Raw genomic sequence first — 13,758 nt, forward strand, 5'->3', positions numbered from 1 at the left:
TTTGAAAATTAAAATATTATAATAATTATTACTATAATATGTTAAAAACGATTTGTATCATAAGCATTATTAAAATATTCTTAAAGAAAAGCTATATCTTTAGCCCAATCAAGCAGAGCCAATATTATGCTAATTTCGAGATATATCTAAGCAAAGTGGGGCGTTTATGCTCTATCTCCTCGTTTAATACTTTCATAAGAAGCATTTGCAGCACCTCTCCTATTCTCTTACCCCTCATTCCTCTATCTAGCAAATCATCGCCATTAATGCAGAGTTCTGCAATACTTAAAGGCAGGTTAGAATCTAAAATCGCATTAAAGCCTTCCCTAAATTGCTCCAAAAGCTCCATATCCACCTTTTGCGCCGCCTTTATCATAAGTATATCGCTAATTAAACGCTCGCCGCTCACATTTTGCCCCTTATCTCTCCCACCAAGATTCGCAATCAATATTTTTAGCTCCTGTGCACTCATACCTAAAGGCATTTCATAAAGCCTAAGCAATGCCAACACATACTCCCTCGTCTTATTATCAAACTTTAAAGCCCTTAAAATACCATCGGCACAAGCCTTGCAAGGATACAAAAAACAAGCCCATTTAACCCTTACCTCGCACCCGCACAAAGATTCAAAAACACTAAAATCACTTTGAGGCGGGATTTGCGGGATCATTATTACAAAAAGTGATATATACTCACTTAGCACATCTTGCGCATAAGCCCCACACAAAAGCTTAGATAGCTCCACACGTATGCGCTCCTTTGCTACTTTTTTTAGCGACACAGCGCATTCATATAATGCCGCCTTTGTGTGGGATTCTATCCCAAAACCAAGAGTTGCACTAAAGCGTAAAGCCCTTAGAATCCGCAAGGCATCTTCACTGAAACGCTCCATAGGATTCCCCACGCAAACAATTTGTTTGTGCAATATATCCTCTATGCCGCCAACCATATCTATTAACCCCTTGTGCGGTGTATAAGCAAGGGCGTTTATGCTAAAATCCCGCCGATTCACGTCTGCCAAAAGAGAAGTGCTAAAATATACAGAATCCGGGCTACGCGCATTACTATAATGCCCATCAACACGGAAGGTAGTAACCTCATAGCTACAAGATTCTATAATAACACTAATCGTGCCATACTTTAAGCCTGTGGGGATAGTATGAGGAAAGAGTGCCATTATCTCTTGCGGGAGCGCTGAAGTAGCGATGTCATAGTCATTTGGCAAAGTAAGAGAATGCCCCATCTCGCACAAAATCATATCGCGCACACAGCCACCTACGATATACCCCTCATATCCCGCATTTTGCAAGGTTTGCAAGATATAAAGCACAGAATCAGGCAATGTGGGCTTAAAAATAGCGGGATCAAAGGTATTCATTAGCGCATTTTTAATTGCGGTGGTGGGCTTTGCCTTGGGGAATAATATGAACCTCCTCTATTGTCAGCATTTGTTGAACTGCCCAACAATCCACCAAGCAATGCCCCAAAAAACGCGCTCATACCTCCGCCGGGATTTGAGCTACCATACACCACGCCGCCATTTGCATATATATTCCTATTATGAGCAGCGATTCTAGCGGCTTCTTCTTTAGCTTGTTGTTCTTTTGCTTTTTGTCTTGCTTCCTCCCTTAAGGCATAAGAGCGCGAAATATCGCTATTATCAAGTGAAAAGACAAAATCCACAAACGCGCCATAATCGCGCCACGATGAACCTAGAGCAAGTCTAGCCTGCGAGGGCCTATCAATATAATGCTTAATGCCCATTTGCAAAGTAAAATGCGGATTGAAATTAAGGCTTACACCCGTATGCACTTCAGTTTGCATACCCTTAGCATTACTCCCACCCAGCCAATAATATGCATAGCTTACCTCACCACCAGCAAAGATACCAATGCTTTTGCGCGATGAGCCAATATCAAAGAGTATATCGCCCCCCATACCTAAAGCGGCAAATGTCGCATTTTTAGAGCTATACCCTGCTTGCAATGGCACATACAAGCGCAATCCTAACGCATTGCCAAAGTAATGCTTTGCACCATATTTAATACCCCCGCCATAAAGGGCTGTGCGCGTTATCTGTGTTTGAGAATCTACTAGAGAGAGCACATTATAGGGTATTTGAGGCGTGTAGCTTCCCCCAATGGCAAAAAACGCACCATTTTTTATACTTCCACTTACCTCATCACTCCCAAATAGGGCACTTCCACATAGGCAAAGGCTAACAAGAGATGTTACACATACATATCTCATCTCACACCTCCTAGAACACATATGCATAGTTTAGTCGATAGCTTAAGAATCCCTGCGCTTCAAGTTTCAAAGATTCCGCCTGTGCACCGACATAAATATATCCTGAATCATAATCGCTCACAAGATTACTACGCTTAATCTCTAATTCGATTCTATGTTTATCATTAAATGTAAGCGATACTCCTGCTTGTGCGCTTAGCCCATAACCCTTAAGCGATGCTGCTGAAGTAAAATCCTCCTGATAAATACTATAATGCGTCTTTGTAAAAGTCTGCGTATTAAACATAACGCCGCCACCGGCAAAAACTCCTAGAGTAGCATTTTTCATCTGCAAAAGCTCAAAGAGTAAATCCACATTCAAAGCCAAGCCATAAGCATCCATTTTGTGGCTTATATTTGCCTCATCAATATACTTTGCATAGCCATTATCGTTGTATTCGATATAGAATCTCGCGCCAAATCGCGCATCGGCACTAAACCTTTGATACCCTAATCGCGCAGATAAGCCAAAAGCATTATGAGAATCGTTGCCATGAGGGTAATGCGTAGTTGTGCCATTATCCTGTGTGCTATACACACCACTGTAATGTGTGTTATTAAGGCTCAAGCTCCCACCTATGAAGAATCCGCTATGTCCGGCATAAGCCACACTTACACACAAGCAATTCGCACATAGAAATAGTTTTTTCATCATTTATAAGCCTTTTTTGTTATGCTTTTGATTATATCGACCATTTTTAAATGATTTTATTATCCCTTAAGCCGCTACGCACACGCAAGATTCCCATACGCAAGATCATACGTCTTAAAAGCGCGATAAACATAAAAGGATAACGCGCATAATGCCTAAAGAGTGTTTTAAAGACAAGGAGCCTCGTGCGTTTAGCATAAAGTATATGCAAAGATTTAATGTTAATATCTGTGCTTGATTGTATATTATTTAGAATCTCGCTTAAGATTCTTGAGCTATGCAACGCCCCGCTAATGCCCTCTAAAGTGCTAGCGTTAATGAATCCCGCCGCTTCACCAATGAGAAATACCCCACTATACCCCCGCGCAAAATCCCGCATTCGTGTGGGTTGCAGCACCAAACACGCCTCTTTCTTAAGTGGTATGCCAAAATGTAGCCCTATGCTTTGCAATCGCTTAATTTGCTCCTTAAATCGCTCATTACAGCTCGTATGCAAATATGCCCCACCAAAGATAAAATAATGATCTTTAGACATACTCCAGCTATAACTCGGGCTAAGCTCCCTATCAAAAATACACGAAAGCATAGGGGCATTGGATTCTTTATACCATTGCTGAATGCACACAAGGCTCTTTGTTTTAAGCTTGGGATAAAGCATTTGACGCAAATGGCTTTTTGCTCCATCCGCTCCCACCACAATACGCGCCTTGAAATGATAGAAACTTTGCCCTTGCTTGAAAGTGATATGATATAGCTCTCCCTCCCGCCTTATTTGCTTAAAATACGCTCTGTGATAAGTATCAATATGACTAGGGATACGCCCTTTCAGCCATAAATCAAAGCGATGCCGCTCCATATTCACATAGCTTTTATGTATATATGAGGCGTGAGGATAGCCAAAATCAATGGTATTAATGGCAAAAATCTGCGGATTGACCAAAAGTGCGTTAGGGAGGGTAAGCCCTTGCTTTGCCAAAGCCTTTTGTCCTCCTTGAGAGAGTAGCCCACCACAAGGCTTATGAAAGCCCTCATCAAAACAATCTCCCCTTAAATCTTTCTTATCTATGCCAATCACCTTAAGATTGGGCTTTAGCAATGCGCCAAGATTGCTCCCTGCCACGCCTAAGCCCATAATGGCAATATCATATATACCTAAATCCTTGCTTTCCATACGCCTATAACCTTATTAGTGTGTTTTGCGCTCTATACATTGAGCTAGAATCGAGTGTTTTATATCACTTAAATAAAATGTATCACCTTGCTTTAGCTGCTCTAGCACGATAGGCTTATTATCCTTACTCACCTGTGCAAATCCACGCGCACAAAGCAATGTAGGATTAAGCACACTTATAGCTTCATAAATCCTCTCATATTGACTTTGCGCCGCTCTTATATACCGCTCTTTAAGGGTATTTAGAGACAAAGCCATATTTTCACATTGCACCTTTTTCTCTTGTAATAATACTTCAATCTGCCTTGTAAGCATTGTTTGCAATGTCTTAATCTGCTCAGTTTTAGACATATATTGAGATTGGAAGTTAAAAAGACGGAAATACTCTTTTAGCTGTTCTAAAATATCGCTTTTATGCGTGATATGCTTCTGCAGTATGGAGGCAAACGCATTCATCATCTCATCAAGCAAACGCAAATATTCATTTTTATCCGGCAGAAGTATCTCCATAGCAGCAGAGGGCGTAGGAGCGCGGATATCAGCGACAAAATCGCTAATAAAGGTATCGATTTCGTGCCCCACTGCGGAAACAATAGGCGTCCTTGCGGCAAAAATCGCCTCCGCTACGCATTCCTCATTAAACGCCCACATATCCTCCATACTACCACCACCACGACCTATAATTAACACATCAAAGCCCTCTTTTGTGCCAAAAAAGCTATCGGCAAGGGCGATATTACGCACGATAGAATCTTTTGCTTCCACGCCCTGCACAATGGTATTAAAAAGTGTGATATGTATGTTTTCCCATCGCTTTTGAGCGACCTTTAGCATATCTTCTTTTGCTGCACCTGTGGCAGATGTAAGCAAGGCTATGCGTTTAGGGAATCTAGGCAGAGGCTTTTTGTGCGCACTATCAAAATAACCCTTTGCACTAAGCTTTGTTTTAAGGGCTTCAAACGCACGTGAAAGCTCCCCAATCCCTGCAAGAGCAATGCTTTTGCATAGAATCTGATATTCCCCCTTAGGGCTATATACGCTAATTGCGCCATTTATCTCTACATTCTGCCCCACTTCAAGCGTCATTTTAAGGCTACGTGCATTTCCCTTAAACATCACGCAGCGAATGCTTGAATGCTCATCTTTAAGCGTGAGGTAGATATGCCCACTTGTGTGAATCTTCACACTGCTAATCTCCCCACACACAAGAATATCCATAAAGGTTTGCTCTAAAATGCTTTTAATCTGCGCGTTTAACTCACTCACCGCTAAAGCTTTCATACCGCTCCTGCCGCTCCTGTTTGAAAAATTTGCACGATTGTATCACAGCATAGCTTTAATGCACTCTTAAACTGCACAATACAACAGCATTGGCAATACTGCTAGAGACATATTATTAGAAGATATTTCCTTAAACATAAAAACTTTTGTAGCATTATTAATCCATAACTCTAAGCGTGCGTATTAACACCAACCTACGAGCATTTGCTATTAAGTTATTTATGACATTACCCGCCATTAAATGCAAGTCTATAATTAATGATAAGTTTCTGTAATTGCACATATTTTTTTTGTTTAATTTTGCAAAAGTAGAGATTATTCTATACATAGAGTTACAGAATATTGCAAAAAACAATGATTTTTTTGAGTCTCGAAAAATTCATTAAGTTTAGGGCATATTCTTGAAATGTATTAGATTTATACTAAATATTTTTTATACATATTAACTCATTAAACTTGATATTATTACTATAAACTTTATATAAAATTTAATATTTTCTGCTATGATTGCTCAATTTTATTATTCAAGGAGACAAAATGGCAACAAAACATCAATTTCAAACCGAGATCACACAGCTTTTAGATTTAATGATACATTCTTTGTATTCCAATAAAGAGATTTTCCTAAGAGAGCTGATTAGTAATGCCTCTGACGCATTAGACAAGCTCTCCTACCTCACACTCACAGATGAGAAGCTCAAATCGCTTACATTCACGCCACGTATTGACATACAATTTGATGAGACTAAGAAAACCATTACTATAGAGGATAATGGTATAGGTATGAATGAGGCGGATATGAAAGAACATCTTGGCATTATTGCAAAATCAGGCACAAAGAGCTTTCTCGCGCAACTTAGCGGGGATAAAAAGAAAGATTCTGCGCTCATTGGGCAGTTTGGCGTAGGCTTTTACTCCGCATTTATGGTGGCTCATCGCGTTGTCGTGCAAAGCAAGAAAGCCGGAGAGGATAAGGCTTATGCGTGGGTAAGCGAGGGCAAGGGTGAATATGAAGTAGGCGAATGTGTCAAAGACACACAAGGCACACAAATCACACTCTATTTGCGAGAGGAGGAGGCACATTTTGCGTCACGTTGGGAGATTGAAAACATTATCCATAAATATTCCGAGCATATCGCTTTCCCTATTTATCTCCATTATACAGAATCTAGCTTTGAAGGCGAGGGTGATGACAAAAAAGAAGTCAAAGAGAACAAAACCTCTCAAATCAACACAGCTAAGGCTTTATGGAAGATTCCCAAAGCGGAATTAAAAGATGCAGATTATAAGGAATTTTACAGCACACTTTCACACGATAATAACGAGCCTATGCGGTGGATTCACACAAAAGTCGAGGGAAATCTAGAATACACAACATTATTTTATATCCCTCAAAAAGCCCCTTTTGACCTCTACCGCGTGGATTATCAATCCGGTGTGAAGCTCTATGTCAAACGTGTGTTTATCACCGATGATGATAAGGAGCTTTTGCCTCCGTATTTACGCTTTGTACGAGGGGTGATTGATAGTGAGGATTTGCCTCTTAATGTAAGCCGCGAGATTTTGCAGCAAAATAAGATTCTAGCCAATATCAAATCCGCCTCGACAAAGAAGATTCTAGGTGAAATTGGCAATATCGCTAAAGATGAGGAAAGCTACAAGGCGTTTTATGAGCAGTTTGGCAAAGTGCTAAAAGAGGGCTTATATAGCGATTATGAAAACAAGGAAAAGATTTTAGAACTCTTGCGTTTTGATAGCTTTAAGGCGGAGAATCTCTCGTTTAAGGCTTACAAAGACGCTATGAGCAGTGAGCAAAAGAGCATTTACTACATACTAGGGGAAAACAAAGACACGCTTAAAAACACACCGCTACTTGAAAAATTCGCCAAAAAGGGCTTTGATGTGCTGCTTTTAAGCGATGAGATTGATGCAATTGTAATGCCAATGGTAGGTGAATATGACAAGACACCGCTAAGAAGTATCAATTCTAAAGAAGCCTTAGAGGAGCTTGGTGAGGAGAGCATAGATGAGGCTACGCAAAAAGACTATGAGAAAGTTATCAAAGGTTTTAAAGAAGCCTTAGGAGAGCAAATTGCTGATGTGAAGCTCTCATCTCTTGGCGATGCGCCACTCACGCTTATTAAGGAAGATTCTAATCCTATGATGGCAAATCTTATGGCACAAATGGGGCAGAAAATGCCAGAATCTAAGCCGACCTTAGAGCTTAACATCACTCACACCATTGTCAAAAAGCTTAAAAGTGCAAAAAAAGATAAAATCGCTCAAAGTGCCTTATTGCTCTTTGGCGCTACGCTTGTCCTTGAAGGTGGCACATTGGAAAATGCTAAAGCCTTTAATACACAACTCAATGAACTTATCCTTCAAAGCCTTTAAATCCTTTGCAGATATCTATGATACTAGATGTCTGCGATTTTAACTTCTCCTTAAACAACATTAATTGAAAAAAATATTGAACGCACGCAAGAAGCTATTTTTAAAGAAGCTCGTCATAAACTTTAAATACTTTTTTGCTACAATGCTAAGTTTTTTGAGATTTTGTAATTTGAAACATCTTATAGGGAAAGGCAAAATATGGCAAGTAATGAAATATTTTTATGCAGTATTTGTAATGTAACATCAGGGGATTGCCCGGAGGACTGCAAATACTGCACACAAAGTGCGCATTATGGCACACAGATTCAACGATATAAAAACAAAAACATAAATAAAATTCTGCAAGAAGCTAAGGCTTTGCGTGAGTATGGGGCATTGGGATTTTGCCTTGTAACGGCGGGACGCTCACTCGATTCTGATAAATGTGAATATATCGCTAAAGCTGCAAGTGCGATTAAAGAGGCAGATTTAGGTTTGCATATTATCGCTTGTTGTGGGAGTGCGGATTTAGATTCGCTTAAATTCCTTAAAAAGCACGGCGTGGATAGCTATAATCACAACTTAGAAACATCAAAAGATTATTTTCCGCAGATTTGCAGCACACATACGTGGCTTGAGCGGTTTGAGACTTGCGAAAACACGCTTAAAGCTGAACTAGGGCTTTGCTCTGGTGGAATCTTTGGCATAGGGGAAAGCTGGAGTGATAGAATCGAGCTTCTAAAGCATTTGCAGATTCTCTCCCCTCATAGCTCTCCTATTAATTTTTATATCGCCAATGAAGCACTGCCTTTACCAATGAAAACATTAAGCAAAGATGAAGCGCTCGAATGCGTGATTTTAGCGCGTGAATACCTCCCTAACACGCGGCTAATGATTGCCGGGGGACGAGAGGTGGTTTTTGGAGATAATCAAAAGCCACTTTTTGAGGCAGGGATTAACGCTGTCGTGCTAGGAGACTACCTCACCACCGATGGTAAAGCTCCTAGAGATGATGTAGCAATGATAGAATCTTATGGCTATGTCGCAGCCACAAGCTGCCATTAAAGCAATATGTAAGGAGCAATATGCAGCACACAACAAAAGAGCGATTTGTTCATTGGCTTTGGACCAGGAGTCGGCAGCTTTTTTTTGCACTATGGAGCAAGATTAAGAGCATTTGGGACTTTGTCGCTGATAAGGAGCTTAGCTTTTATGCAGCTTCGCTTAGCTTTTATACAATTTTTGCTATTGTGCCACTTTTACTTATTATCTTTACGATTTTTATCAATCTACCCAATTTTCAATCCCAAATCGAGCAAATCCGCACCCTTATCCTCTCAAATATCCTGCCCACGCACACAGATGTGATTGCAGAATACCTTGATACCTTTATGCAAAATAGCTCTTCGCTTGGTATGATGGGGCTTGGCTACACACTTGTGGCTTCTGTGATGTTTTTTCGCAATTATGAGTATATCGCGGCAAAGATGTTTAACTCCACGCCGCGCAAATTTTTTGATTCTCTTATGATGTATTGGACGATGATTACGCTTTTCCCGGTGGTATTAGCCTTTTCAATCTATTTTAGTGGCGAAGTGCAAAAAACGCTCAAAGGCACGGCAGATTTAAGCATATTATTTGATTTGATTCCCTATTTGCTGACTTGGGCTATGTTTTTCCTCCTTTTTAAACTTTCAGCTAATAAACCCTTGAAACTTCTTTCTCTACTTACTTCAAGTGTGCTCACTTCTGCAGCGTGGCTACTCACTAAATGGGCGTTTGTGTATTATGTGTTCTATAATCAAACTTACAAAAGCGTCTATGGTTCGATTTCTATCTTTCTTTTTCTTATGCTGTGGATTTATGTTTCGTGGTTTGTTATGCTCTATGGAATGCGATTTTGCGAGGGTTTTGCTACTAATTTTGGCAAGAAGCTTGAAGAGAAATATGGTATTAGCACAACTGAAGTGTAAGCTATTATCCAACCCCTCCTTATACTATTAAAACAATAATTTAGGCAAGCTTTTGCACGATAATGGGCGGTAAAATCGATAACATTTAGGACATATAGTATGTTTGAATTAAAAGCCATAATCACATAAATATGCTAAAATAACAACAAATTTTTAAGGAGTAGGTTTAATGAAAGAAGCCGGTATTGAGGTGATGAAAAATACAAAAAGTGTGCGCGATATTGATGTGAAAGACAAAAGAGTGCTAATACGCGTGGATTTTAATGTGCCAATGGGTGAAGACTTTGATATTAGTGATGATACACGTATAAGGGAGGCTTTGCCAACGATTAATTACTGCATAGATAATCACGCTCAAAGTATTGTGCTTGTGAGCCATTTAGGGCGTCCCAAAGGGCGAAGTGCGGAATTTTCACTCAAACACGTAATCAAACGTGTGGAGCGGCTTTTAGGGCGAGATGTCAATTTTGCAGAAAATATTGAGAATGTAGAATCCTTACAACAAGGTGCGAATGGCAATGTGATTTTACTTGAAAATATTAGATTCTATGAGGGAGAGGAAAAAAATAGTGATGAGCTTTCACGCAAACTCGCCTCCCTCTGTGATGTATATGTCAATGATGCCTTTGGCACAAGCCACCGCGCCCATTCTAGCACTTGTGGCATTGCAAAATATGCAAAAGAGCGCGTAGCAGGGCTATTACTCAAAAAAGAAATTGACTCCTTTGCAAAAGCTATGGCAAATCCGCTCAAGCCTGTTTTACTCATTGTAGGCGGTAGCAAGGTCAGCTCCAAACTTGCCCTTTTATACAATATCCTTGATGTCGTGGATAAAATCATCATCGGCGGAGCGATGAGCAATACATTCCTTAAGGCGCTAGGATTTGATATGCAAAAATCCCTTGTAGAGGATAATCTCATCAGTGAGGCACAGAAGATTCTCAACCACGCTAAAGAAAAGAAAGTCAAAATTTATCTGCCCGTAGATGTTGTCAGCACTGATGATATTAAAGAGCACCGCCATATTAAAATCACTCCCGCGCAAGATGTGCCAGAGGGCTTTATGGCAGTAGATATGGGACCAGCGACAAGTAAGCTTTTTAGTGAGGTAGTGCGCGATTCCCAAACGATTATTTGGAATGGACCGCTTGGAATCTACGAAATACAAGCGTTTTCACGCGGGACATTTAATCTCGCTCACGCCGTAAGCGATACCTATGCCTTTAGCCTTATTGGCGGGGGCGATACTGCAGATGCGATTGACAAAGCCGGTGAGCGTGATAATATGAGCTTTATTTCTACCGGTGGTGGAGCGAGCTTAGAGCTGCTAGAGGGCAAGATTCTCCCTGCGTGCGAAGTGCTAGAGCGCAAATAAATATATAAAACACTGATATGGGCGCAAAACAAGCCGTGCTCAATACGCTTCCTTTCCACACTAGAGACATATTCCCGCATATTACTCAAGCACAAAATGGGTGGTTCTATTTAAGATACCGCGCAAGTATTGTCGTCTCACTCCTTGCTTATTCTATCGCAAAAATATACGAGGGCAAGAGAAAGACCATAGTCTTAAGCCTCATTTTCTTCGTGCTAGGGCTATGTGTATTCCTCATAGATTCTGTAATGTGGATATATGTGGGTATGTTTATAATGTGCTTTAGCTCTTTTATTGCGCATTCCGTGCTTAATGCGCTCAATAGCTCCCTAAGCACACATCATAAAGGCGTGTTAAGCGGCTTATATTTGAGCTTTTACTACACAGATAGCACACTTGGCTCTTATCTCTCATCATTTGTCTTTGAAATACTTGGTTGGGAGATTTTCATATTCTGCATTGCGCTGCTTTTGGGCGAAACTTCTGCGGTGTTTTATCGCATAAAAGAAAGGGTGTGAATGTTTTTTGATATGCTTTATAGTGCTATGAATGCTAAAACTCCTGCACAAAAATGCACAGAGATCGAGGCATTGGCAAGGATAAGCAACATAGCTCTAGCCTCCGCACAAAGCTATGAATCCATAAAGAGCAGACATTCCCCCATCTATCTGCTCAAACAGCCCTCCTATGTAGGATTCTGTATGATTACCCACCCTACTAGAATCCGCCGCCCAAAGCATATAAAGAGTGAGCAAAGCCTCGCTAAAATGCTGCATTCTATCGTGCATATCGAGTATAGTGCGATAGATTTAGCCCTTGATGCGATGTATCGCTTTAGGGATTTGCCCTTATCCTATTATCACGATTGGCTAGAAGTCGTATTAGAGGAAATGCGGCATTTTAGATTATTGCGCGAATGCCTCAATGCACTTGGCTATGAATACGGCGATTTCCCCGTGCATACTCAACTCTTTGATGCACAAAAGGCAACAAGCGATATAAGCGATAGAATGGCGCTACTTCACAGGGGCTTAGAAGCAAATGGGCTTGATGCGAATCCCTTTGTAGTGAGCAAGATTAAGCATTTTGAGCATACATTGCGTGATAGGCTTCTTGCTGTGCTAGAGGTAATTTTGCACGATGAAATTGCTCACGTAAAAAAGGGTAATAGATGGTGGCGATATAGCCACACTAATGCCTCTACACAGGAGTTTTTAGCCACATTAGAACGTTTTAGGGCATTTTACAGCCCTCCACGTATCCTTAATATCCAAGCAAGAATCCAAGCAGGCTTTAGCACAGAAGAACTGCGTATGATGGGTAGGCATTACTCGGTATAGAATCGATATTGAGGCATTGGGAGACATATTTTTATATGCAATATTTTTCTACAAAATGCAAAGGCTGGATACCTCATAAATCTAGCTTTAACACTAGAAACCACGCAATACACAAGCTTCTATCTTTTTGGCACAAAAAGACTAAAAACATCAAGACGAGATTTGATATTGGTATCAAAAAATCTGTTTCCTTTATCAGCTTAAAGATTCAAAAAGCTCTAAGGCTCTAGCTACCACCTTATCCATATCATAATACTTGTATTCCCCAAGTCTGCCGATGAAGTAGACATTTTTCAATGCCTTTGCCCTCTGCATATAGGCTTCATATATCGCTGCACTTTGTTCATTTGGCACAGGATAATACCGCTCATCGCCCTTGCTCCACGCCTTAGGGTATTCAAAGCTCACAATACTATGAGGCGTTTTAGAATTTAAAAAGTATTTATATTCGCCAATGCGCGTGTAATCATAATTATTTGGATAATTGATAACTGCCCCACTTTGAAAATGCTCTCTCTCAAAACGCACAAAATCAAAATGCAAGCTCCTATAAGGCAACTCGCCTAATTCATAGCCAAAAAACTCATCAATCGCCCCACTATAAAAAACCCTCTCGCATTCAATACAATCTTTTATATCTTTATAATCACACTCAAGTTTAAGCGTAATAAGCGGATTTTCAATCATTTTTTCACACATTTTAGTATAGCCTTGCAGTGGGATTCCTTGAAATCTATCTTGGAAATACCTATTATCTCGGCTAATGCTTACAGGCACACGCTCAAACACACTAGGGTCTAGCTCTTTGGGGGTGCATTGCCATTGCTTCAAAGTATAATGCAAAAAGATTTTTTCATAAATAAAATCACTTAAAAACTTCAATTCTGGCACTTTTTGTAGTTCCAAAATAGATACTTTGCTCCCATAGGTAAATTTATCTAAAAGCGTAGATTCTATATCTTGTGCTATTTTTGCAGGAAATGCCATATACAAAGAATTAAGATTAAAAGGCACAGGCACAAACTGCCCATCTACAAAGGCTTTGACTTCGTGCATATAAGGATAGAATCTGCTAAATTTATTTAAATAATGCCATACTTTTTTATCATTAGTATGAAAAATATGTGTGCCGTATTTATGCACAAAAATACCCTCATCATTATAATCATAGGCATTTCCACCGATATGATTTCTCCGCTCTATAAGTAGCACAGATTCTCCTCTCACATTTGCCAAACGCTCCGCAAGTGTCAGCCCAGCCAATCCCGCTCCCACAATACAATTTTTTACTTTCATTTTCGCTC

General features: G+C 40.2%; 11 protein-coding genes and 1 pseudogene. 6 read left to right on the forward strand and 6 right to left on the reverse strand.

What is annotated here, in order from left to right:
- Nucleotides 1-124: 124 nt before the first annotated feature.
- The 5 genes from V3I05_RS01525 to xseA are packed head-to-tail and all read right to left on the reverse strand — an operon-like array spanning nucleotide 125 to nucleotide 5,393.
- Nucleotides 125-1,378: a [cytidine(C)-cytidine(C)-adenosine (A)]-adding enzyme gene (locus V3I05_RS01525; protein ID WP_300449017.1), complete on the reverse strand. Its 1,254-nt coding sequence runs from the start codon at nucleotides 1,376-1,378 to the stop codon at nucleotides 125-127.
- A complete protein-coding gene (locus V3I05_RS01530; RefSeq protein WP_300449016.1) occupies nucleotides 1,378-2,250 on the reverse strand; it encodes an outer membrane beta-barrel protein in 873 nt (290 codons plus the stop codon). Before V3I05_RS01530 ends, V3I05_RS01525 begins: the two co-directional genes overlap by 1 nt.
- A gap of 10 nt (nucleotides 2,251-2,260) precedes the next feature.
- Nucleotides 2,261-2,944: an outer membrane beta-barrel protein gene (locus V3I05_RS01535; protein WP_300449015.1), complete on the reverse strand. Its 684-nt coding sequence runs from the start codon at nucleotides 2,942-2,944 to the stop codon at nucleotides 2,261-2,263.
- A 43-nt stretch (nucleotides 2,945-2,987) separates the two neighbouring features.
- Entirely contained in the window at nucleotides 2,988-4,112 is a 1,125-nt protein-coding gene (locus tag V3I05_RS01540) for an FAD-binding protein (RefSeq protein WP_300449014.1), read from the reverse strand.
- Nucleotides 4,113-4,127: 15 nt separating this feature from the next.
- Nucleotides 4,128-5,393 carry an exodeoxyribonuclease VII large subunit gene (gene xseA / locus V3I05_RS01545; RefSeq protein ID WP_300449013.1) on the reverse strand — a complete coding sequence of 422 codons (1,266 nt, stop codon included), beginning with the start codon at nucleotides 5,391-5,393 and terminating at the stop codon, nucleotides 4,128-4,130.
- Nucleotides 5,394-5,930: 537 nt separating this feature from the next.
- Between xseA and htpG the strand changes: the two genes are divergently transcribed.
- From htpG to V3I05_RS01575, 6 genes and pseudogenes are all read left to right on the forward strand, one after another.
- Nucleotides 5,931-7,787: a molecular chaperone HtpG gene (gene htpG / locus V3I05_RS01550; RefSeq protein ID WP_343353800.1), complete on the forward strand. Its 1,857-nt coding sequence runs from the start codon at nucleotides 5,931-5,933 to the stop codon at nucleotides 7,785-7,787.
- Between the two features lie 189 nt (nucleotides 7,788-7,976).
- Nucleotides 7,977-8,831 (forward strand): annotated as a pseudogene (locus V3I05_RS01555) (biotin synthase); the annotation flags it as partial.
- 20 nt (nucleotides 8,832-8,851) lie between these two features.
- Nucleotides 8,852-9,739 carry a YihY family inner membrane protein gene (locus V3I05_RS01560; protein WP_300449011.1) on the forward strand — a complete coding sequence of 296 codons (888 nt, stop codon included), beginning with the start codon at nucleotides 8,852-8,854 and terminating at the stop codon, nucleotides 9,737-9,739.
- Between the two features lie 169 nt (nucleotides 9,740-9,908).
- On the forward strand, nucleotides 9,909-11,114 hold the full coding sequence (locus tag V3I05_RS01565; RefSeq protein ID WP_300449010.1) for a phosphoglycerate kinase: 1,206 nt from the start codon (nucleotides 9,909-9,911) through the stop codon (nucleotides 11,112-11,114).
- 17 nt (nucleotides 11,115-11,131) lie between these two features.
- On the forward strand, nucleotides 11,132-11,632 hold the full coding sequence (locus V3I05_RS01570; protein ID WP_343353803.1) for an MFS transporter: 501 nt from the start codon (nucleotides 11,132-11,134) through the stop codon (nucleotides 11,630-11,632).
- Nucleotides 11,633-12,454 (forward strand): ferritin-like domain-containing protein, encoded by an 822-nt coding sequence (locus V3I05_RS01575; protein ID WP_300449781.1) that lies wholly within the window; start codon nucleotides 11,633-11,635, stop codon nucleotides 12,452-12,454.
- A gap of 195 nt (nucleotides 12,455-12,649) precedes the next feature.
- Here the strand turns inward: V3I05_RS01575 and glf are convergent, their stop codons facing one another.
- Nucleotides 12,650-13,750, reverse strand: a complete 1,101-nt coding sequence (gene glf / locus V3I05_RS01580; protein ID WP_343353805.1) for a UDP-galactopyranose mutase — start codon at nucleotides 13,748-13,750, stop codon at nucleotides 12,650-12,652.
- Between the last annotated feature and the right edge of the window lie 8 nt (nucleotides 13,751-13,758).

Origin of the sequence: Helicobacter mastomyrinus (assembly GCF_039555295.1) — a bacterium.
GTDB classification, from domain to species: Bacteria; Campylobacterota; Campylobacteria; order Campylobacterales; family Helicobacteraceae; genus Helicobacter_C; species Helicobacter_C mastomyrinus.